Here is a 20,842-nt window from a genome sequence, read left to right on the forward strand (position 1 = left end):
GCCCATGGGGTCCCCGGGTCGTCAGGTGATGACGCGAGAAGCGTGACACCGGGACCGGACGGCGGGTGAGCTGCTGGGACGAGGTTCACACGGCCGGGACCCGGGCCGGCACCCGGGCGCGCCCGGACGGGTTCACCGTGCGGGAACACCTCCCGCTGGCACCATGGGCGCCGTGCTCGACCCATTCCGTTCCCTTGCCGTCGCTGCCTGCTCCGCCGCACTCGTGCTGTCCGGATGCAGTCAGCCGGGGGCACCGGCACCGGCGCCGGATCCGCAAGTACCGGCGCCACCCGGCGAGCTCGCGCGCTTCTACGACCAGCAGCTGAGCTGGGGCGGGTGCGCCGACTACGCCACCACCGCGAACGACCGCGGGGCGTTCTCGGACCCGACGCTCCAGTGCGCGCGGCTCGAGGTCCCGCTCGACTACGCCCAGCCCGACGGGCGCACCGCCCAGGTCGGCGTGCTGCGCCATCGGGCAGGTGGTGACCGGATCGGGTCGCTGGTGGTGAACCCGGGCGGGCCGGGGGCGTCCGGCATGAGCCTCGGCGCGACGATGTCGGGCCGGCTCGCGGACAGCCCGCTGGGGCAGCGCTTCGACGTCGTCGGGTTCGACCCGCGGGGCGTCGGGGCGAGCACCCCGACCATCGACTGCCTGAACGACGCCGAGTGGGAGGTCGAACGCGCCGACCTCGACGTCGACCCGTCCCCGGAGGGCGTCGCGCAGACGGAGGGGGAGAACCAGCAGTACGCGCAGCGGTGCACCGACCGCTCCGGCGGTGCCGACGTGCTGGCGAACGTCGGCACCCGCGACGTGGTGCGCGACATGGACATCCTGCGGCAGGCCCTCGCCGACCAGAAGCTCACCTTCCTCGGCTACTCGTACGGCACGCGCCTCGGCTCGGCCTACGCGGAGGCTTTCCCGGAGAACGTGCGGGCGCTGGTGCTCGACGGCGCGCTCGACCCCGAGCAGACCACCGTGCAGCGCACGGTCGACCAGAACGCCGGCTTCCAGCAGGCGTTCGACGCCTTCGCCGCCGACTGCGCGAAGCAGCCGAACTGCCCGCTCGGCACCGACCCGGCCCAGGCCACCGCCGCCTTCCAGGCCCTCACCCGCCCGCTGATGGACCGGCCCACCCCGGCGGACGGAGGTGCGCGCACGTTGTCCTACCCGGACGCGGTGACGGGCACGATCCAGGCCCTGTACCTGTCGGACTTCTGGCCGGTGCTCACGCGGGGCCTGTCGGCGCTCGCCTCGGGCGACGGCACGATCCTGCTGCGCCTGGCCGACATGTACAACGACCGCGGCCAGGACGGGCACTACGGCAACGGCATCGAGGCGTTCACCGTCATCAGCTGCGTCGACGAGGAGCGCATCACCGACCGCGGCGAGCAGGGCGAGCTGATCCGGCGCTCCAACGAGGCGGCGCCGTTCCGCGACGACGGCCGCGGTGTGGTGGCCGCGCTCGACCCGTGCGCGTTCTGGCCCACGCCGCCCACGAGCGAACCGCACGTGCCGCAGGTGCAGGGCCTGGCGCCGACGCTCACGGTCTCGGTCACCGGCGATCCCGCCACGCCCTACCAGGCCGGGGTGGACCTGGCGAAGGCGATGGGCGGAAGCCTGCTGACGGTGGAGGGTTCGCAGCACACGGCGGCGCTGCAGGGCAACGCGTGCGTCGACGACATCGTCAGCTCCTACCTCGTCGACCTGCGGCTGCCGCCCGAGGGGGCACGCTGCAGCCTCGCGCCGACCCCGGGAGGGTGACCTGGGTAACATCCGCGGGGTCGACCACGACAGATGGGCAGGGCCGGTGAGCCGAGGGGCACACCAACACGGTGCGGCCGGACCAGGACGGCGCCCGTCCGGGCACGGACGGGCGCCGTCGCCCGACCGGGGGAAGTGGCCGACATCGCACCCGATGACCACCCAGGAAACATGTCTGTAACCCGGCGTTCCTAGGCTCGGCGCCCATGGACCGACAGCAGGAGTTCGTGCTCCGCACGCTCGAGGAACGCGACATCCGCTTCGTCCGGCTCTGGTTCACCGACGTGCTCGGGTACCTCAAGTCGGTCGCCGTGGCCCCCGCGGAGCTGGAAGGCGCGTTCGCCGAGGGCATCGGCTTCGACGGCTCGGCGATCGAGGGCTTCGCGCGCGTCTACGAGTCGGACATGGTCGCCCGCCCCGACCCCTCGACGTTCCAGGTCCTCCCCTGGGAGACCTCGCCCGGCGAGCACTACTCGGCCCGCATGTACTGCGACATCGCGATGCCCGACGGCTCGCCGTCCTGGGCCGACCCCCGCCACGTGCTGCGGCGGGCGCTCTCGCGGGCCGGCGAGGCCGGCTTCACCTGCTACGTCCACCCGGAGATCGAGTTCTACCTGCTGCGCAGCCTGCCCTCCGACGGCTCGCGGCCCGAGGCCGCCGACTCCGGCGGCTACTTCGACCAGTCCAGCCACGACGTCGCCCCGCACTTCCGCCGCAACGCCATCGAGACCCTCGAGTCGATGGGCATCTCGGTGGAGTTCAGCCACCACGAGGGCGGGCCCGGCCAGCAGGAGATCGACCTGCGCTACGCCGACGCGCTGACGATGGCGGACAACATCATGACGTTCCGCTACGTCGTGAAGGAGGTCGCGCTCATGCAGGGCGTGCGGGCCTCCTTCATGCCGAAGCCGTTCTCCGAGCACCCCGGCTCGGCGATGCACACGCACTTCTCGCTGTTCGAGGGCGACCGCAACGCCTTCCACGACCCCGACGACCCGTACGAGCTCTCCGAGACGGGCAAGGCGTTCGTCGCGGGGGTGCTGCGCCACGCGCGGGAGATCAGCGCCGTCACCAACCAGTGGGTCAACTCCTACAAGCGGCTGATCACCGGCGGCGAGGCGCCCACGGCCGTCTCCTGGGGGCACGCCAACCGGTCGGCGCTGGTGCGCGTGCCGATGTACTCGCCGGGCAAGGCCTCCACCCGCCGGGTGGAGATCCGCACGCTGGACAGCGCCTGCAACCCCTACCTCGCCTTCGCCGTGATCCTCGGTGCTGGCCTCACCGGCGTGCAGAAGGGGTACGAGCTGCAGCCGCCCACCGAGGACGACGTCTGGTCGCTCACCGAGACCGAGCGCCGCGCCCTCGGGTACGAGTCGCTGCCGCAGAACCTCACCGAGGCCCTCGCCGCCATGGAGCACTCGGAGCTCGTGGCCGAGATCCTCGGCGAGCACGTCTTCGACTTCTTCCTGCGCAACAAGCGCAGCGAGTGGGACGGCTACCGGCGCCAGGTGACGCCCTACGAGCTGGCGACGTACCTCCCGGTGCTCTGAGGCAGGGGCGGCATCGTGACCCTCGTGGAGATCGTCCTGCACCGCGACGCCGGTGCCTTCGCCGCCGCGGCCGCCCCACTTCTGCAGGCCGACCCCCTGCGCCACACGGTCGCGCTGAGCGTCCTCGACGCGATGCTGCGGGCCGGCGAGCCGAGCGCCGTGCTGCTCACCGTGCACGAGGCCGGCGAGGTGAAGGGGGCGGCGCTGCGGTCGCCGGGCCGTCCGGCCCTGGTCTCCGCCGTGCCGCCCCGGCTCGCACCGGCCGTGGAACGGGCGCTGGCGGACGCCGATCCGGCCGTCGGCGGGGTGAGCGCGCCGGTGGCCGAGGCGGAGGCGTTCGCGGCCGCCCGGGTCGCCCGCACCGGCGGGCGGGCGGAGCCGGCGATGCGGATGCGCCTGTTCGCGCTGGACGTGCTCGTGCCGCCGAGCGGGGTGCCCGGCCGGGCCCGCCGCGCCGAGGCCCGGGACGTCCCGCTGCTCGGGTCCTGGCGCCGGGCGTTCGGCATCGAGGCCCAGCACGACGAGGGGCAGGCAGCCGCCGAGGCGGAGGAGATCGTCGCGCGTTCGCTGCGGCTCGGCGCCGGCGAGATGCTGTGGGAGGTCGACGGCACGCCCGTAGCGCAGGCGTGCGCGAAGCCGGTGATCGACGGGGCGTCCCGGATCGGGCCGGTCTACACGCCGCCGGAGCATCGCGGGTGCGGCTACGCAGCGGCGGTGACGGTCGCGGCGTCACGGTCGGCGCTCGATGCGGGCGCGCGTCGGGTGGTGCTGTTCACCGACCTCGCCAACCCCACGACCAACCGCCTGTACCCCCGCATCGGCTACCGCCCGGTGCACGACGCGGTGGAGCTGCGCTTCACCGCGTGAGCGGCCTGCCCCAGGTTCAGGAAAGCCACATTGCTGAACCTGGAGGACAGCAATGTGGCTTTCCTGAACTTCCGGCGGAGGCCTACCGCGCGTCCAGCGCGAAGCCGAGCAGCGTGATCGAGTGCGCCGGGAAGGTGTAGGACCCGTCGGCCAGCCCCACCTGCGTCGGGGCGCCCAGCGCCACCGCGTCCGGTTCGCTGGTCGAGTTCGCCGCGAACAGGTCGCTCGCGCCCGCGCCGATCGTGCGGGCGGTCGCCGTGGCGGGCAGCGCCGCACCGTCGAGGTCGAGCCGCGCGGTGAACGCCTCCGTCGCGGACCGGTTGATCACGGCGACGTGCAGCGTGCGCCCGTCGGCGCTGCGGGTGGGCGAGACGTCGAGCAGGTTCACCGCCGCCGGCACGGTCCGGAAGGAGCCGTCGGGGCGGCGGTCGTCGCCCAGCCGCAGGGCCGTGGTGTGCGCCGGGCCGTGCACGGTCGCGGTGAGGGGGACGGGGCCGGTGTGGTTCTGGTAGAGGTCCCAGACGTGGTAGGTCGCGGCCTTGACGAGGCCCTCCGGCCGCACGGCGAGCAGCCCGTTGGCGTTGATCAGGTTGACGGTGTTGGCCATCCGCACCGGCACCGGGAGCTGCGAGGCGCGGTGCATCGCGTGGAAGACGCCCGCGTAGTAGAGCGCGTCGGCGAGCGTGCGCGGGCTGTAGCGGTTGACGCGCTGCTCGGGCGAGCCCGCGGTGAGCTCGCGCGGGGCGACGCCGCCGTCGGCGCCCGGTTCCGGTTCGGGCCACGCCGCCGGCTCGACGTGCCGGATGTTCCACTCGTCCATCGCGATCGAGAGCGGCCGGTCGTGCCGCTGGGAGAGGCGGATCGTCTCGGACTGCTCGTGGATCTCCCGCTCCACGTAGAGCGCCTGGGCGACGACGGCGTCGAACTCGGCCTCGCTCGGGTCGGTGAGGTGCCGGCTCGCGCCGTAGAGGTGCAGCGACACGTGGTCGACGCGGTCGCCGAGCCCGGCGACGACCGGCTCCGTCCACTCCGCGCGCCGGCTCCCGACCGCGACGAACGACAGGCCGGGGTCGACGAGGTCCATGAACCGGGCGTGCTCGCGGGCCGCGGCGACGTACTCCGCGACGGGCCGGTGCCCCATCTGCCAGGCCCCGTAGACCTCGTTGCCGAGCCCCCAGATCCGCACGCCGTACGGCTCGGGGTGCCCGTCCTTCGCCCGCATCCGCGCGAGCGTCGTGTCGCCGGGGTAGTTGGTGTACTCGACCCACCGCACGGCGTCGTCGACGTCGCGGGCGTGGTGTGCCAGGTAGGGCGTGGTGCCGACGGCCTCGCACCACGCGAGGAACTCCGGCGTGCCGAACCGGTTGCTCTCCTCCGAACCCCAGGCCAGTTCCAGCCGGCGCGGGCGCTCGTCGCGCGGGCCGATGCCGTCCTGCCACCAGTAGGGCGAGGTGAAGTTGCCGCCGGGCCAGCGCACGACCGGCAGGCCCAGCTCGCGGCAGGCATCGAGCACGTCGGCGCGGCAGCCGCGCAGGGGCCCGTCGGCGATCGACAGCGGGGAGCCCTCGTCGAACACGCCGCCCTCGATGTTGCCGAAGAACGCGGCCTCCAGGAAGTGGCCGTAGATCTTGTCGTCGATCGGCGCGGCGCCGGGGATCGTCGTGATGGTGATGCGGGCTGTCATCGATTCCTTCCTAGCCTTTGACGCCGCCCTGCGAGACGCCCTCGATGATGTAGCGCTGCGCGAGGACGTAGACGGCGAGCACGGGCACGCTGGCGATCACGCCACCGGCCATGAGCAGGTCGAAGCGGGTGGTGTTCTCGTTCTGCAGCTGGGCGAGCCCGGCGGGGAGCGTGAGCATGTCGGTGCTGAACAGCACGAACACCGGCCACAGGAAGTCGTTCCAGCTGGTGAGGAACGCGAGCACGGCGAGCGTGGCGATCGCGGGGCGCGCGAGCGGCACCATGATCCGCCAGAACACGCCCCACTGGTTGCAGCCGTCTACGATCGCGGCCTCCTCCAGCGAGCCGTGGATGCCGAGGAAGAACTGGCGCAGGAAGAACACCCCGAACGCCCCGGCCGCGGACGGCACCACGAGCGACGCGTAGCTGTTGAGCCAGCCCAGCTCGTTGACGATGAGGAAGTGCGGGATCAGGAAGATGATCCCGGGCACGAACATCGTCGCGATGATCAGCACGAACAGCGTGCGCTTGAACCGGAACTCCATGCGCGCGAGCGCGTACGCCGCGGTGGTCGCGAGCACGACGACGAGCGCGCTGTGCAGCACGGCGGTGAGCAGGCTGTTGCCCAGCCAGCGCAGCACCGGGATCTGCGGGTCGGTGAGGATCTCGCGGTACGCCGAGAGCGTCGGCGCCTCCGGGAGGAGGGAGAACGTGAGGGCGTTCGCCTCCTGCGGCGACTTGAACGACGTCGAGAGCATGAACACCAGGGGCAGCGCGACGGCCGCGGTGAGCACGAGCAGGGTGGCCGCGAGCGCCACCCGGGGGCGTCTGGTCATCTACTCGTTCCCCCCGACCTTGCGGAACAGCAGGGACCCGAGCGCGCTCACGGCCATCAGCGTCGCGGCGAGGATCATGCTCATGGCCGACGACGAGCCGATGTCGAAGCCCTCGATGCCGGTGTGCGCGATGAACCCGATCGCGGTGCGGGTGGCGCTGCCGGGCTGCTCACGCGTGATCAGCGCCGACTGGCCGTACATGTTCGCCGAGGCGATGATCGTGATCATCACGACGAACTGGAGCACCCGCCGCACCCCGGGCACGGTCACCGCCCACAGCCGCTGCCACGGCCCCGCGCCGTCGACCTTCGCCGCGTCGTACAGCTCGGCGGGCACGTCCGCGAGCGCGGCGAGGTAGATGACGGTGTTGAAGCCGAGCGTCCACCACACGGTGGCCACCACGAGCCCCACCCACCCGGCGGGCAGCGTGGTGGTCCATCCGATGTCGACGCCGAGGATCTGGTTGACCGGGCCGAGCTGGCGGTCCAGCAGGTAGTTCCACAGCAGCCCGACCACCGCGACGCCCAGCACGTACGGCGCGAAGAACACGGCCCGGAAGAACGTACGTCCCGGGAAGCGGCGGTTCAGCAGCAGCGCGAGCGCGAACGGGAGCACCACGAGCAGCGGCGCACTGGCCAGCGTGAAGATCGCGGTGGCCCGCATGCCCTTCCAGAACTCCACCGACAAGACGCTCCCGCCGGTGAGCAGGTCCGCGTAGTTCTCGACGCCGACGAACGGCTGGTTCGGCAGGCCGAGGCTCCACCGGTGCAGGCTCGCCCACAGCCCGAGCCCGATCGGGACGACGACGAACACCGCGAACAGCAGGAAGAACGGGGCGAGGAAGGCGTAGGGCGTCCACGGCCGGCCGCGCAGCGAGCGCACCGGGCGGGCCGCCGGGCGGACGTCGGACCGCGGCACTGCGATCGAGGTGGTGGTCATCGCGTCCTCATCGATGGGTCAGGAGACGTAGAGCTGGCGGAACTCGTCGAGCTGGCGCTGCGCGGTGTCCTGGGCGAACGCGAGCGCGGCGGCGGGAGTGGCCCGGCCGAGCACGGCCTCGCTCACCGCGCGCTCGTAGCTGTTGCCCGCGATGTCGCGCGAGCCGGGGACCTGCGGGAGGAAGAAGAGGTTCGCGAACACCTCGTCGGTGGCGAGGACCGCCTGGCGCGACGCCCGGAACACGTCGGTGTCGCGCGCGATCCCGCGGGCCGGGGTGTTGCCGGCCTCGGCCCAGGTCGCGGAGTTGCGGCTGGTCCAGTCGAGGAACACCTGTGCGGCATGGGCGGTGTCCGGGTCGGCCTGCGACTGCTCGGTGAGCACGAAGTTGTGCGAGTTCGCGAACGCGCCGGGGCGCGGGCCGACCTGCGGCAGCGGCGCCACCTCCCACGCCAGGTCGGGCGCGGTCTTGCCCAGGTCGGGGATCGTGGCCGGCAGGTCGGTGAGGAACGCGGCGGAGCCGTTCTTGAACGGGGCGCGCTCGTTGGACACCCCCTGCGGGCTGTACCCGTGTTCGACCACGGCGCGCATCCAGGTGAGCGCCTGGACGCCCGCGTCGGAGCCGAACGTCGCCCGCGTGCCTGCCTCGTCGTAGAGGCTGCCGCCGAACTGCACGAGCAGGCTCACGAACATCTGCCAGCGCTCGGGTCCGAGCCAGTACGGGTTCTGCACCCCGGACGCCTGCAGCGCGGCCATCGCGCCGTCGACGGTGTCGCCGCGGAGCGGGCCGGTGACGCCGGCCGCGGCGAAGGCCTCCGGGCTCCAGTACTGCGCGAGCGTGAAGACGTCGAGCGGCACGCCGTAGCGGTGGCTCTGGTAGATGCCCTGGTCCCAGGCGGCGGGCACGAAGTCGGCGCGGCTCAGCCCGAGTCCGGAGACGAGGTCGTCGAGCGCCACGATCGTGCCGCGGATAGCGAACGTCGCGAGCTGGTCCAGGTGCATGATCGCGACGTCCGGGCCCTGGCCCGCCCCCACCGCGGGGAGCACCTTCGCGTACAGGTCGTCGGCGTCCAGCGAGGACATCTCGACGGTGATCTGCGGGTGCGCCGCGTTGAACGCCTTGACGATCTTCGCCATCGTCGGCCCGTCGCCGCCGGTGAACGGGTTCCAGAACTGGAGCGTGCGGTGCGGGCCGGCGTACTCGCCGGGGAACGCGCGCGCCGGGACCCGCGGGGTGTCGGCGTCGACGGACGCCGAGCAGCCGGCCAGCGCGAGCGCGGCGCCGAGGCCGAGGAACCCGCGTCGGCTGATCACTTCGCGTCCTCGAACGCGCTCAGCGAGGCGTCGTGGTCCTTGCCGCCCACCGGGTACATCGAGGTCATCCAGTGGTAGAAGTTGTCGCCGCGCTCGCGCAGCTGCCGGTAGAGGTTGGCGAGCAGCGCGTCGCGCACCGCCTCGTACGCCGGGTCGGGGTAGCGGTTGTGCAGCTCGTGCGGGTCTTCCACCAGGTCGTAGAGCTCGTTCACCGACTCCGGGTTCACCACGAGCTTGTGCCGGTCGGTCACGAGCGCGCGCTGCGGATACGGGAAGTGGTGGCCGTGGAACTCGAGCACCAGGTCCTCGCGCCACCCCGTCTCCTCGCCGCGCACGACGGTGGCCAGCGAGCGGCCGTCGACGGCCTTCGCGGGGTCGAGCCCGGTGACGTCCAGGATCGTGGCCGTGAAGTCGATCAAGGTCGCGAACCGGTCGGAGCGCTGCCCCGCAACCCCGCCGGGCAGGCGGACGATCCCCGGGACGCGGTAGATGTCCTCGTACATCGCCGGGCCCTTGTCGTGCAGCCGGTGCGCCCCGGTGAACTCGCCGTGGTCGGCGGAGAAGAACACCGCGGCGTCGTCGTAGAGGCCCAGCTCGCGGGCGGCGTCGAGGATCCGCCCGATCTGCTCGTCGATCAGCGTCGTGTAGCCCCAGTACGCGGCCACGAGCTTGCGCGAGACGTCCTCGGGAATCGTGTCGAACGTCCAGTGCGCCGAGTAGTTGCGCTGCACCGGCGGCTTGCCCTCGAACGTCTCGGCCACCGACGGCGGCAGCACGACGTCGTCGGGGTCGTACATGTCGAAGTACTCGCTCGGGACGATGTAGGGCAGGTGCGGGCCGAAGAAGTGCGTGGCGAGGAAGAACGGCCGGTCCGGCTCGGCGGCGTAGCGGCGCAACGACTCGATCGCGCGGTCGGCGAGGAAGTGCTCGAAGGTCGCCTCCACCGGCTGCTCCAGCCGTGCGGCGAGCAGGTTGCCGGGGGTGCCGTTGGGGAACGTGCCGCGGATCTCGTCGGTGATCCCGTACGGCGGCAGCCCTCGTTCCTCCAGGTAGGCGCGGTACTCGGGGTGGTCCACCGGGTTGTGCCAGCCGGGCAGGTGCGGTCCGTCGAACCCGTAGTCGTTCGGGGTGCGGCGGGTGCCGACGTGCCACTTCCCGACCAGCCCCACGTTGTACCCGGCGGCCCGCAGGTCGTGGCCGAACGTGTACTGGTCGTCGGCCAGCTCCTCCCGGTAGCCGACGTTGCGCTCGTAGTTCGCGAGCAGCTGGTGGCGGAACGGCGCCGCGCCGGTCAGCAGGCTCGCACGGGCCGGCGTGCAGATCGCCGTGGGCGTGTAGAAGCGGTCGAACGTGGTGCCCTCGGCGGCCACGGAGTCGAGCACCGGCGTGCGCACGACCTCGTTGCCGTAGGCGCCCAGGGTGTCGGTGCGGTGCTGGTCGGTGAGGAAGAACAGGACGTTCATGCCGTTCCGGTGAGGTGTCGGGGCGCGAGCGGGCCGGTGAACGGGATCGAGGGGTCGTGCAGCACGAGGGCCACGCCGCCGAGTGCGCCGTCGAGGTCGCCCAGCTCCGCGAGGCCGACGGTGGCGGCCGGGTTCGCGTGCAGGTGCCGCGCGAGCGTCTGGCGGACGGGGTGGACGAGGTGCTCGCCCAGCACGGCGAGGTCGCCGCCGAGGACGACGTGGGGGACGTCGAGCACGTTGCCGGCACCGGCGAGGACGAGCCCGATCCGCTGGCCCGCCGCCGTCACCACCGCGCCCGCCCCGCGGTCGCCGCGGTCGAGCGCCGACCCGAGGTCGGCGAGCGTGGCCGCGCCGCTCTCCGCCAGCACCGCCTCGACGCCGACGTAGCACTCCAGGCAGCCGCGGTTCGAGCAGCGGCACAGCGGGCCCGCGGGGTCGACGCAGACGTGCCCGAACTCGCCCGCCGTGCCGCCACGGCCGCGGTGCACGCGGCCGTCGAGGATCACGGCGCCGCCGACGCCGCTGGACAGCCGCACGTACAGCGCGTCCGGCACGCCGCGCGCCGCGCCCCAGACCGACTCGGCGAGGCCGGCGAGGCGCGCGTTGTTGTCGGTGCGCACCGGCACGCCGAAGGCGCTCGTGAACGCGTCCCGGATCGCGTCGACCACCGCCGGCCGCCCCGCGATGCTGCCGGCGATCCCGATGCCGACGGCCGCGAGCCGCGACGCGTCCCCGCCGAGCACCTTGCGGGCGAGGCGCACCGCGGTCGCGCACCGCGCGTCCCACGGCGTGGTGGGCGGGTAGGGGCGCGTGGCCGAGCCGGCGATCGCGTGGGCGGCGTCGGCCGTGACGACCCCGACGCGGGCGTGCCCGAAGTCGAGGCCGAGCACCAGCCCGGCGGCCGGGTTCAGGGCGAGGACCTGGGGTGTGCGGCCGGGCGACGTGGCTTGCGCCGCCTCGGTGAGGACGACCTTCCCCTGGGCCAGCAGCGCGCCGGCCAGGGCCGAGACAGTGGCCCGGGACAGCCCGGTGGCCGCGACCAGCTCGGCCCGGCTCGCCCGTCCCCGCCGGCGCAGGTGGTCGAGGATCCACGTCTCGTGGAGGCGACGGGGGGAGTGGGGCACGGGGTCAGCGTGGGAGCGGGCTCCTATTCCGTCAATGCCTGCACAGCTGTTCTGTCGATGTTTCGACAGAATCAGGCAGAACCGGACCGCGCGCGGTGGGCCGCCTGCGCCGCCCCCGCGAGCTCGGCGAGCCGGCACGGCGAGCGCGGCGCCGCGTGCAGGCTGCTCGGGCAGCCGCGGCAGCGCCCGTCCGGCCCCGCGACGTGCACCACGAGCAGGTGCGACCACAGCCGCGTCCACCCGGCGATCACGGCGCCGGCCTCGGTGATCCGATCCCTCGGCTTGCCCTCGGTCTGCATGCCACGGGAGGGTCCGGGTGATCGGTGGCGGCTGGATCTTTCACTTGTCACCTCCCGCTGCCACCATCTGTCATCGACCCGTCGCGGAGAGCAGGGAGGGTGGGACGTGCGCAACGGCTCGCTCGTCCGCAGACGGCAGCTCGCCCGCACCCTGCGCGAGCTGCGGGTGCACGCGGGCCTGACGATCGAGGCGGCCGCCCCGCTCCTGGATTTCTCACCCAGCAAGCTCAGCCGCATCGAGAACGCCCACCAGGGCGTCGACGTGCACATCGTGCGCAGCATGCTGGATCTGTTCGACGTCGGCGGGGAGCGGTGGAGGGAGATCCTGGAGCTCACGCGCGAGGCCAGCGTGAAGGGGTGGTGGCGGGCGTACGGACTTGATGACCAGGGCTATGTGCCGCTGGAGGCCGAGGCGAGCGCGGTGCGCGACTACACGATTGCGCACATGCCGGGACTGCTGCAGAACGCCGACTACGCCGGGGCGCTCTTCGACGGGTCGCTGCGTCGACGAACGTGCGCCGAGCAGCGGAACGAGGTCGCGGTCCGGATGATCCGGCAGGAACGGCTCCACGCGACGGAGCGACCGCTGGAGCTGATCGCCATCCTCGAGGAGGCGGTGCTGTACCGGCCCGTGGGAGGCGCCGCTGTGATGCGTGCACAGCTCGCACACCTGGTTACGGCGGCTGGGCTCGACACCGTGACGGTGCATGTGCTGCCGACCGAAGCAGGAGCACACCCAGGGATCAACGGAGCGTTCACAGTGCTCAGCTTCGAGGGGCTCGGGGAGCCCGATGTCGGCTACGTCGAGCATCCGGTGGGATCTGTGCACATCGAGAAGGCCGAACACGTCGCTCGGGCTAGGCTGGTGTTCGACCATCTGCGCTCGGTTGCGCTGAGCCCGGCCGAGTCCGTCGCGCTGATCGAGCGGGTGGCCGCGCAGATGTAGGAGCGACCGCGAGAGGTGCCCGATGCCCGCCTCGATCCCCGCCGACCTCGCCTGGCGGAAGAGCAGCTTCAGCGGCGGCAACGGGGGCAACGGATGCGTCGAGGTGGCGCCCCTCCCTGGAGGCGGGGTGGCGGTGCGGGACACGAAGGCGCGCAGGCACCCCCCGCACCACCACACGGGCCAGGCATGGAAGGCCTTCTTGTCCGGGGTCCGAGCCCGCGAGTTCTAGCACCATGGCTCCATAACGGCTCTTCCAAGGCCTGGAAAACAGCAGTATGGAGCCATGACGCGGTCTGGTCGCAGTCAGCGCGACCAGGAGTGGATGGCTTCCAGGGCCATGTCCAGGGCCGCCTCCAGCGGGGCTGTGTTCCGCCGGACCTGGGTCATCAGTAGGCCGCCTTGCAGGGCGGTCAGGGTGGCCAGGGCCAGTCGCCCGGGATCGGCCTCCGCTCGTAGCTCGCCGCGGGCGCGCATCGCCGCCAGGCCGTCGCGGATGGCGGACTCCCAGCGGGTGAAGCCGGCCGCGAGGTCCTGCCTGGCCTCGGGGTCGGCGTCGGCCAGCTCGCTCGCGAGCGACCCGATCGGGCAGCCGCCGGCGCAGTGCCGTTGCCGCTGCAGGTCGACGATCAGGTCGCGCCAGGCCTGCAGCGCCGGGAGGCTGTCGAGCCGGCTCAGCAGGGGCTGCTGGGCGTCGAGGACCGCCTCGGTCTGGTGGGCGATGACCGCGCGGACCAGCTGTTGCTTGTTCTCGAAGTAGTGGTACAGCTGCGAGCTGCTCACCCCGGCCGCCGCGCGGACGTCCTCCGTGCTCGTCCCGGCGACGCCGCGGTCGAACATCAGCTCCGACGCGGCCGCCACGATCCGCTCCCGCGTCGCCCGTCCCTTCGGGGTCAGTCGGGGTCCTGCGCTCGTCGGCACGGGTCCAGGGTACCGAAATTCTGGAGTTGACAATCCAGAATTTCAGCCCATTATGGAGTGTGTGATCCAGAAAATCTGGGGCACGATCGACGAGCTGCCACCCGCGGCACGGTCGCGCTACCCCTACCGCTCACGGTTCCTGTCCGTGAACGGCAGGCGGATGCACTACGTCGACGAGGGCCCCGGCGATGCGCGTCCGGTGCTGCTGCTGCACGGCAACCCCACGTGGGGGTACCTGTGGCGGGACGTGATCGGCCCGTTGCTGGCCGCGGGCCACCGCGTGGTCGTGCCGGACCAGATCGGCTTCGGGCTGTCGGAGAAGCCGCACACGCACGGCTCGCACACGCTCGACAACCACATCGCGAACCTCGTCGCCCTGCTCGACGCGCTGGACCTGCGCGACGTCGTGTTCGCCTGCCACGACTGGGGCGGCCCCACGGGCCTGGGCGCGCTGCTGACCCGCCCGCACCGGGCGGCCGCGGTGGCGGTGATGTCGACCTGGGCCTGGGCGGCGCCGTCCTCGGACTTCCACCAGGGCGTGCTCCCGTGGCGGCTCATGCACGCCCCGCTCGTCGGCCCGTACCTGCTGGGCCGGCACGCCGCCATGCCGGGGCGGGGGATGTACCTCTCCGTCGTGGACCGGGCCCGCTTCGCCGCCGAGGCCCAGGACGTCTACGCCGCGGTGCTCGGCGATCCGGACGAGCGCACCCCCACCTGGACGTGGCCCCGCTCGATCCCGCTCGGGCGGCCGACCGACATCACGACCGACCGGTTCACCTGGCTCGAGGACGGGGTCCGCTCGCTGCGGCTGCCGGCGACGGTCGTCTGGGGCCGCGAGGACGACGTCTTCCCGCCGGACGTGTTCGCCGCCCACTGGCACGAGGTGTGGCCGCACGCCGAGGGCACGCACCTGGTCACGGGCAGGCACTTCCTGCAGGAGGATTCGGGCGTGCAGATCGGTCGGCTGCTCGCCGAGTTCGCCGCGGGGATCGGCGGTCGGCGATGAGTGCCGCCCCGATCGTCGAACCCCCCGGGAACCGCCCGGCCGGGCACCGCGCCGTCCCGCTGCTCGCCGAGCCCGACGTGGGCCACTACCCGGAGTTCCGCGACTTCCTCACGGGGGCCTTCGACACCGCAGACGCTCCCGGCCTGCTGAGCGTCGACGGCCGCTTCTACGAGCTGGTGTTCACCGGCCGTTCCGGGCGTCCCTTCCCGGCCGGGGTGGAGATCCACGCCCTGGTGGCGGGGCTGGAGCCACTGGACGAGCAGGTCGCCGACCGCGACCTGTGGGCGATCATGGAATGGGTGGTCGGCGGGGTCGGCGGGGAGTGGACCGTCGACGCGCTCCGCACCACCGGACGCATCTACCGCGTGCCCGCGGTCGCCCCCGCCGAGCCACCCCCGCCGGCGTCAGGAGGCGAGGCCCTGGTCTTCGACCTGTACGGGACGCTGGTCGACCCGCTCGCCATCTCCGCGGAGCTGGAGGCGGCGATGTCGCGGGCCGACGCGCAACGCGTGGCCCGGGTGTGGCGGCGCACGCAGCTCGAGTACACGTTCCGGCTGACGGTGATGGGTCGCTACGAGGACTTCGCCTGGGTCACCGAGCGCTCGCTCGAGTTCGCCCTGCGCGAGTGCGGCTGCGAGCTGGGTCCGCGCGACCGGGTCACCGTGCTGAGCCGGTACGACGTGCCCGAACCCTTCCCCGACGCCGTTCCCGCCCTGGAGGCGCTGGCGGGCCGGGGCCACCGGATGGCGGTGCTGTCGAACGGGAGCCGCTCGATGCTCCGCGACTGCCTGGCGGCGAGCGGCCTGCGGGAACACGTGCCGGTGGTGATCAGCGTGGACGCGGTGCGCGCCTACAAGCCCCATCCGGCGGTGTACCGGCTCGCCGCGGAGACGCTGGGGCACCCCATCGACGGGATCCGGCTCGTGTCCTCCAACCCGTTCGACATCGTCGGCGCGTCCGAGGCCGGCATGCGGACCGCGTGGGCCAACCGCGCGGCCCGTCCCTTCGACACCCTCGGGACGGAGCCGGACATCACCGTCACCTCCCTCGCGGAGCTCCCGGCGCTCCTCGACGAACCTGACCCGGAGATCATGTGAGCACATCGTTCGACCCGACCACCGCGGTGGTCACCGGTGCGAGCCGGGGCGTCGGCCGCGCCGTCGCGCTGGAGCTGGCGCGCACGGGCGCGACCGTCGCCCTGCTGGCCCGATCCGGCGACGAGCTGGAGGAGAGCGCACGGCAGGTGCGGGCCGCGGGTGGGAGCGCGCTCGTCGTGCAGGCGGATCTCGGGGACCTCGCGCAGGTCGAGGCCGCCGCCGAGCGCATCCGGGACCGGCTGGGGGACCTGGACGTCCTCGTCAACAACGCCGGGGTGGTCTGGCCCCTGGGCCCGTCCGCGGGCAACGATCCCGCGGAGTGGGCGAGGGCGATCACGATCAACCTGACCGCCGTCGCAACCCTCACCTTCGCCTTCCTCCCGACGATGCTCGAGCGCCGGCGCGGTCGCATCGTCAACGTCTCCAGCGGCGTCGCCGCCGGCCCGGCGTCGATGATCGGCGGAAACGCCTACGTCACCAGCAAGACCGCGCTCGAGGCGCACACCCTCAACCTGGCCGCCGAGCTGGCCGGCACCGGGGTGACCGTCAACGCGTTCCGGCCGGGAACCGTCGACACCGGCATGCAGGAATGGATCCGGACCCAGGACCCCCGGCGGATCGGGCAGGACCTCCACGAACGTTTCACCCGGTACCAGGCCGACGGCGTGCTGATCACGCCGGAGCGGTCGGCGCGCTCGCTGGTCGCGCTGCTGCGCACGGCCGCGACCGGCCGCACCTGGACCGTCTCCGACCACACCTGAAGAAGATCCCGAACAGGAGTAGACCCATGCCCGTACTCGGTGTAGGCGACAAGTTCCCCGCCCTGTCCCTCGACCTCCCCGGCGGTACGACCATCCAGCTGCCCGACGCCCTGGCCGGGCACTACGGCGTCGTGCTCTTCTACCGGGGCTCCTGGTGCCCGTACTGCAACGCCCAGCTGCGCGCCTTCGAGCGTGCCCACGACAGCCTGGCCGAGGTCGACGCCCGGGTCGTGGCGCTCTCCGTCGACGACGAGCCCACCACCCAGGCCCTCGTCGACAAGCTCCGCCTGCGCTTCCCCGTCGGCCACAGCGCCGACGCCCGCGCCGTCGGCGAGGCCACCGGCGCGTTCGTCAACGACGATCCGCGGCACCTGCAGTCCACCGGGTTCGTCCTCGACCCGAGCGGGGCCGTCATCGTCAGCGTCTACTCCAGCGGCGCCATCGGACGGCTCGTCCCCGAGGACGTCGTCGGCCTCATCCGCTACGTGCGCGAGCACGCAGGGTGAGCAACCGGGCCGACTGGCGCGCGGTGACGTCGGGCAGGTAGGCGCGGGCGATCGCGAGACCGATGGCGGGCAGGGCCGCCGGGTCGGGGTAGCACAGGTGCAGCGGCCGGTACTCCGGCTGGAACTTCGCCTTGAACGCGAGCAGCGACCGGAACCCGTACACGGGTTCGAGGGCGTGCCCGATGACGTCGAGCAGGCGCTGGAGGGCGGCCGGCTGCTCGCCGCGGTCGAGGCGGGCGAGCGGGGCCCCGGAGAGGCTCAGGAACTGGACGTCCTCCGCCTGGAACCGCTGCACGGCCGACGCGATCAGGAACTCCATGACGCCGCGGAAGCCGCTCTCGCGGCGGCGCATGAAGTCGAGGGTCCAGCCGATGACGGCGCCGTCGCGGTGGACCGGGAGCCAGCTGGTGATGCCGTGGACGGTGCGGTCGGCGTCCACGGCGAGCAGGCAGCGCACCTCCGGGTCGGCGAGCTCGTCGATGCCGCCGAGGGTGAAGCCCATCTCGGGGAGGCCCTTGTCGGCCACCCACTCCTCGCTGATCGCCCGGATCTGGTCGGTGAGGGCGAGCGGGGCGTCGGCGTAGCGGATCCACTCCGCGGTGATCCCGGCCTTGGCGGCGCGGTTCAGCGCGGTGCGCACGTCCTGCCACTTCTTGCCGGTGAACGTGAGCTCCGGCAGCGGCAGCACCGTCTCCTCCGCAACCTGAACCGAGTTCCAGCCCAGCGCCTCGCACACCTTCCGGGTGTCGTCGGTGACGCTGTACAGCGCCGGGGTCCAGCTGTGCTCCTGGCAGAACCGGGCGAACTCGGCCACCGTGTCGCCGCCGGGCGAACCGATCGGGTCGGCGGTGGTGAGGGCGACGGAGCCGATCACCCGGTGCGCGATGGCCGCGTCGCCCCGGTCGTCGAACCAGTAGGCGTTGCCGGCCCACGTCGTGAGCCAGCCGAGGTTGGAGCCGCCGCGGCGCGCGAGCTCCCGGGCCCGCGCCGTGTCGCCCGCGCGGGGACCGGCGCGCGGGCGGCGGAACGTGGCGAGCAGGCCGCCCGCCACGACCAGCCAGAACACGACGCCGGTCCACTCGAACAGCAGGGTGGCGAGGAAGCCCTGCGGCAGGAAGTCCGGGTCGACCTCGCCGAGGTATCCGGGCGGCAGGAAGCGCTCCGGCAGGTCCACGAGCAGCTGGGCGACGGTGGGCGGGCGGTCGAACTGGTCGGCGATGACGGCACCGAGCAGCACGTACGTCGCGCTCAGCGCGACGAGCACGGCCACCGTGGTGACCAGCAGCTTCCGGTACGTGCCGGCCGGGGCGCGCACCGCGAACCGCTCGCGCGTCCACCACAGCAGGGCGGCCACCGCGAACGGCAGGAGCGGCGGCAGCGTCAGCGCGAGGATCCGGCGGGCGCCGGGCGCGGCCTGGTAGACCATCAGCTGCTCGACCGGGGTGGACACCACCAGCACGGCCAGCAGCACGCCGAGCGCGGCGAGCACGAGGTTCAGCGCGATCCCGACGGCGAGGGCGGCACGCCGTCCGCGGCGCAGCCCGTCGGCGACCACCAGGAGCAGCAGCACCGGGATCGTGGACGCCAGCCCCGGGCCGATCCCGGAAAGGCGTAGCCGCGCCTGCAGGTCCCGGCACATCTCGGCGTCGCTCGTGGCGCAGATCTGCTGCACGGTCGCGGCGTCCGGTGGCGGGGAGAGCACCACGAACTGCAGGACGGAGAGCGGGCCGATCGGCGCGTGGGCGATGGCGGCGACGATCGGGCCGACCGCCGAGGCGGCCACCACGAGCGCGATGAGCACCCGCACCTCGGTGCGGCTCGCCGGGCCCGGATGCCGCTCGGGCCTGCCCAGCAGCCGGCCCGCGGCGAGCCCGGCCAGGCCGGAGCACAGCATGATGACCTCGGGCAGCTCGCCGGAGTACGCCACCAGCATCGTCAGCGCGGCCAGCATGAGCAGCCGCAGCCGGCGCCGCCACAGGGCCGACAACGTGCCGCTCGCCGCGAGGATGAGCCCGACGGCGCCGGGGGCCGCGCCCACCACCACCTCGGCTGCCAGGTCGGACTGCCACCCGCTCCCGAGCGCCGCGCCCGCCCCGACCAGGACCAGCGCGAGCAGCGTGCCGACGACCTGGGTGCCGACCAGCAGGACGCCCGCCCGGTAGCCCCCGAGCCGGTGCTCGGCCAGCGCCCCACCGAGCAGCACGAGCGCGGTGGTGGCGAGCGCCGCGCCGATGGTGCCCCACCAGAGCATCGCCGAGACCGGCGTCCACCAGCGGCCGGCCTCGAGCGGGCCGACCCCGGTGCCGACGTGCTGCAGCAACCGGTCGCTCGGTCCACCCGGGAGGCTGCGCGTCGCGAGCCCGTAGGCCCAGACCATCAGGACGAACGCGACGGAGACCGGCGCCCGCCGGATGACCCGCACCAGCGACCGCGCGAGCCCGACGAGTCCGGTCACGGTGTCATCCCGAGCCGGGTGGCGAGCCATGGCAGGGAGTCCTCGAGGCCCGGGCCCCATACCTCCCAATTGTGCCCGCCCGGCTTGAGATCCAGCTGGACGTCCATGCCGGCCGCCTGGCAGGCCGCGAGCACCCGCCGCGCCTGCGGCAGGTAGACGGTGTCCTGTTCGCCCGCGACGAGGAAGCCGGCCGTGTCCGGGAACTGCTGCCGCGCGAGCACGTCGAGCGGGTTGACCGCGGCGAACGCGGCCTCGTCCCCGCCGAACGCGGCCTGGACGGTGGCGGCGTGGTCGCCGAGCGTCGGCTCGTCCTCGCCGGAGATGTCCACGAACGTGGGGTACACCGCAGGCGCCGTCACGGCCATCTGCAGGGAGCAGGTGCCGCCGTTGGAGAACCCTCCGATGGCCCAGCCGGACGGGTCCGGGTCGACCTGGAGGGTGTCGCGGATCCACGCGGGGACGTCGACGGACAGGTACGTGGCGACGTTGCCGAGGCGGGAGTCCATGCACAGCGGGTTGTTCAGGGGCGCGCCGAGGTGGTCGGGCATCACGACCACGGGGGCCAGCCCGTCGTGCGCGGCGGCGAACGCGTCCATCCGCTGGGCGAGCGCGCCGCTGTCCAGCCAGTCGTCGGGCGACCCCGGCTGCCCGGACAGCAGCACCAGCACCGGCAGTTGCGCCCGGGGCCGCGCCAGGTAGGCCGGCGGCAGGTACAGCCACGCCGGCCGCGCGGCGAACCCCGACTTCGGGGCCGGGATCGGCACCTCGGTGACGACACCGGCGGCGGGCATGCCGGCGGGCGGACGCCAGATCGCCGACAGCGGCAGCCCGGACCGGGCGCCGATGACCTGCTCCCGCAGCGGGATCTGGGTGAACGGGATCTCGTCGACGGCCGGGAGCCCCAGCGCCGTGCGCAGCGTCGGGTACTCGCGGTACACGACGTTCATCCCCTCGGCCGACCCCAGCACCACCAGCAGCACGGCCACCACAGCCCCGGCCCGGCCCGGCCACCGCCGCCCGCGCATCCCCGTCGCGGCCAGCCCGACCGCCGCGAGGACGGCGCCGGCGAGGAGCAGCACCGACATCGGCAGCGCGTCCGGGAACGGCTGCCACACCTGGTCGACCAGCACGGCGAGCAGCGCGGTCAGGGCGGCGGCGACCACCAGCACGGCCGGCACCGTCCGGGTCCACCAGCGGCGGGAGGGCCGCAGGAGGAGGAAGAGGCCGCCCGCCACACCGGCCAGGCCGACGAGGACCTGGGCGGGACCGCTCAGCAGCGGTGCGTCGAGCAGCCCGGACACGAGATCAGAGCCTGCCAT

The 20,842-nt window shown here is 73.1% G+C and carries 19 protein-coding genes; 9 read left to right on the forward strand and 10 right to left on the reverse strand.

The genetic code is table 11. The features are described 5' to 3' along the window. The first annotated feature begins 163 nt into the window (after window positions 1-163). The 3 genes from ACU436_RS28645 to ACU436_RS28655 all read left to right on the forward strand — a co-directional run bounded on the left by ACU436_RS28645 (window position 164) and on the right by ACU436_RS28655 (window position 4,179). Complete coding sequence (locus ACU436_RS28645; RefSeq protein WP_459030080.1) at window positions 164-1,762, forward strand: alpha/beta hydrolase; 1,599 nt, start codon at window positions 164-166, stop codon at window positions 1,760-1,762. A 206-nt stretch (window positions 1,763-1,968) separates the two neighbouring features. Further along, a complete protein-coding gene (glnA, locus tag ACU436_RS28650) occupies window positions 1,969-3,312 on the forward strand; it encodes a type I glutamate--ammonia ligase (RefSeq protein WP_459030081.1) in 1,344 nt (447 codons plus the stop codon). Window positions 3,313-3,327: 15 nt separating this feature from the next. Continuing rightward, window positions 3,328-4,179, forward strand: a complete 852-nt coding sequence (locus tag ACU436_RS28655; RefSeq protein ID WP_459030082.1) for a GNAT family N-acetyltransferase — start codon at window positions 3,328-3,330, stop codon at window positions 4,177-4,179. An 82-nt stretch (window positions 4,180-4,261) separates the two neighbouring features. Here ACU436_RS28655 and ACU436_RS28660 read toward each other — a convergent pair whose 3' ends face one another. The 7 genes from ACU436_RS28660 to ACU436_RS28690 form a co-directional block, all read right to left on the reverse strand. Continuing rightward, complete coding sequence (locus ACU436_RS28660) at window positions 4,262-5,863, reverse strand: alpha-L-arabinofuranosidase C-terminal domain-containing protein (protein WP_459030083.1); 1,602 nt, start codon at window positions 5,861-5,863, stop codon at window positions 4,262-4,264. Between the two features lie 10 nt (window positions 5,864-5,873). Further along, the gene (locus ACU436_RS28665) at window positions 5,874-6,698 is read right to left on the reverse strand and encodes a carbohydrate ABC transporter permease (protein WP_459030084.1); all 825 of its coding nucleotides are present in this window, start codon (window positions 6,696-6,698) and stop codon (window positions 5,874-5,876) included. After that, entirely contained in the window at window positions 6,699-7,637 is a 939-nt protein-coding gene (locus tag ACU436_RS28670; protein ID WP_459030085.1) for a carbohydrate ABC transporter permease, read from the reverse strand. Window positions 7,638-7,655: 18 nt separating this feature from the next. Then, window positions 7,656-8,948 (reverse strand): extracellular solute-binding protein, encoded by a 1,293-nt coding sequence (locus ACU436_RS28675; RefSeq protein ID WP_459030086.1) that lies wholly within the window; start codon window positions 8,946-8,948, stop codon window positions 7,656-7,658. Further along, window positions 8,945-10,411, reverse strand: coding sequence for a sulfatase-like hydrolase/transferase (locus tag ACU436_RS28680; RefSeq protein ID WP_459030088.1), 1,467 nt, complete (start codon window positions 10,409-10,411; stop codon window positions 8,945-8,947). The genes ACU436_RS28675 and ACU436_RS28680 overlap by 4 nt, the downstream gene beginning before the upstream one ends. Then, a complete protein-coding gene (locus tag ACU436_RS28685; protein WP_459030089.1) occupies window positions 10,408-11,535 on the reverse strand; it encodes an ROK family protein in 1,128 nt (375 codons plus the stop codon). Before ACU436_RS28685 ends, ACU436_RS28680 begins: the two co-directional genes overlap by 4 nt. A 71-nt stretch (window positions 11,536-11,606) precedes the next feature. Continuing rightward, a complete protein-coding gene (locus ACU436_RS28690; protein ID WP_459030090.1) occupies window positions 11,607-11,834 on the reverse strand; it encodes a hypothetical protein in 228 nt (75 codons plus the stop codon). On the opposite strand from ACU436_RS28690, the gene ACU436_RS28695 reads away from it, so the two are divergent. Together ACU436_RS28695 and ACU436_RS28700 are read left to right on the forward strand one after the other, a co-directional pair. Further along, window positions 11,833-12,780: a helix-turn-helix domain-containing protein gene (locus ACU436_RS28695; protein WP_459030091.1), complete on the forward strand. Its 948-nt coding sequence runs from the start codon at window positions 11,833-11,835 to the stop codon at window positions 12,778-12,780. The genes ACU436_RS28690 and ACU436_RS28695 overlap by 2 nt on opposite strands. 22 nt (window positions 12,781-12,802) lie before the next feature. Then, on the forward strand, window positions 12,803-13,009 hold the full coding sequence (locus ACU436_RS28700) for a DUF397 domain-containing protein (protein ID WP_459030092.1): 207 nt from the start codon (window positions 12,803-12,805) through the stop codon (window positions 13,007-13,009). 74 nt (window positions 13,010-13,083) lie between these two features. Here the strand turns inward: ACU436_RS28700 and ACU436_RS28705 are convergent, their stop codons facing one another. Next, window positions 13,084-13,698, reverse strand: coding sequence for a TetR/AcrR family transcriptional regulator (locus ACU436_RS28705; protein WP_459030093.1), 615 nt, complete (start codon window positions 13,696-13,698; stop codon window positions 13,084-13,086). A gap of 61 nt (window positions 13,699-13,759) precedes the next feature. Here ACU436_RS28705 and ACU436_RS28710 point away from each other — a divergent pair, with 61 nt between their 5' ends. The 4 genes from ACU436_RS28710 to ACU436_RS28725 are packed head-to-tail and all read left to right on the forward strand — an operon-like array spanning window position 13,760 to window position 17,068. Then, window positions 13,760-14,704 carry an alpha/beta fold hydrolase gene (locus ACU436_RS28710; protein ID WP_459030094.1) on the forward strand — a complete coding sequence of 315 codons (945 nt, stop codon included), beginning with the start codon at window positions 13,760-13,762 and terminating at the stop codon, window positions 14,702-14,704. Beyond that, on the forward strand, window positions 14,701-15,801 hold the full coding sequence (locus ACU436_RS28715) for a haloacid dehalogenase type II (protein WP_459030095.1): 1,101 nt from the start codon (window positions 14,701-14,703) through the stop codon (window positions 15,799-15,801). The genes ACU436_RS28710 and ACU436_RS28715 overlap by 4 nt, the downstream gene beginning before the upstream one ends. Continuing rightward, entirely contained in the window at window positions 15,798-16,562 is a 765-nt protein-coding gene (locus tag ACU436_RS28720) for an SDR family NAD(P)-dependent oxidoreductase (protein WP_459030096.1), read from the forward strand. The genes ACU436_RS28715 and ACU436_RS28720 overlap by 4 nt, the downstream gene beginning before the upstream one ends. A 26-nt stretch (window positions 16,563-16,588) precedes the next feature. Beyond that, on the forward strand, window positions 16,589-17,068 hold the full coding sequence (locus ACU436_RS28725; protein ID WP_459030097.1) for a peroxiredoxin family protein: 480 nt from the start codon (window positions 16,589-16,591) through the stop codon (window positions 17,066-17,068). Here ACU436_RS28725 and ACU436_RS28730 read toward each other — a convergent pair. Next, window positions 17,037-19,523: a bifunctional lysylphosphatidylglycerol flippase/synthetase MprF gene (locus ACU436_RS28730; protein WP_459030098.1), complete on the reverse strand. Its 2,487-nt coding sequence runs from the start codon at window positions 19,521-19,523 to the stop codon at window positions 17,037-17,039. The two genes, ACU436_RS28725 and ACU436_RS28730, sit on opposite strands and share 32 nt — an antisense overlap. Beyond that, complete coding sequence (locus ACU436_RS28735) at window positions 19,520-20,842, reverse strand: alpha/beta hydrolase (protein ID WP_459030099.1); 1,323 nt, start codon at window positions 20,840-20,842, stop codon at window positions 19,520-19,522. The genes ACU436_RS28730 and ACU436_RS28735 overlap by 4 nt, the downstream gene beginning before the upstream one ends.

The sequence above is a fragment of the Pseudonocardia wallangbongensis genome, assembly GCF_054486945.1.

Excerpts from the sequence above, each read along its gene's own strand:
- ACU436_RS28645 (WP_459030080.1), top strand. The coding sequence starts at position 164 with ATGGGCGCCGTGCTCGACCCATTCCGTTCCCTTGCCGTCGCTGCCTGC.
- glnA (WP_459030081.1), top strand. The coding sequence starts at position 1,969 with ATGGACCGACAGCAGGAGTTCGTGCTCCGCACGCTCGAGGAACGCGAC.
- ACU436_RS28660 (WP_459030083.1), bottom strand. The coding sequence starts at position 5,863 with ATGACAGCCCGCATCACCATCACGACGATCCCCGGCGCCGCGCCGATC.
- ACU436_RS28665 (WP_459030084.1), bottom strand. The coding sequence starts at position 6,698 with ATGACCAGACGCCCCCGGGTGGCGCTCGCGGCCACCCTGCTCGTGCTC.
- ACU436_RS28670 (WP_459030085.1), bottom strand. The coding sequence starts at position 7,637 with ATGACCACCACCTCGATCGCAGTGCCGCGGTCCGACGTCCGCCCGGCG.
- ACU436_RS28680 (WP_459030088.1), bottom strand. The coding sequence starts at position 10,411 with ATGAACGTCCTGTTCTTCCTCACCGACCAGCACCGCACCGACACCCTG.
- ACU436_RS28695 (WP_459030091.1), top strand. The coding sequence starts at position 11,833 with ATGCCACGGGAGGGTCCGGGTGATCGGTGGCGGCTGGATCTTTCACTT.
- ACU436_RS28690 (WP_459030090.1), bottom strand. The coding sequence starts at position 11,834 with ATGCAGACCGAGGGCAAGCCGAGGGATCGGATCACCGAGGCCGGCGCC.
- ACU436_RS28700 (WP_459030092.1), top strand. The coding sequence starts at position 12,803 with ATGCCCGCCTCGATCCCCGCCGACCTCGCCTGGCGGAAGAGCAGCTTC.
- ACU436_RS28715 (WP_459030095.1), top strand. The coding sequence starts at position 14,701 with ATGAGTGCCGCCCCGATCGTCGAACCCCCCGGGAACCGCCCGGCCGGG.
- ACU436_RS28725 (WP_459030097.1), top strand. The coding sequence starts at position 16,589 with ATGCCCGTACTCGGTGTAGGCGACAAGTTCCCCGCCCTGTCCCTCGAC.
- ACU436_RS28735 (WP_459030099.1), bottom strand. The coding sequence starts at position 20,842 with ATGGCAGGCTCTGATCTCGTGTCCGGGCTGCTCGACGCACCGCTGCTG.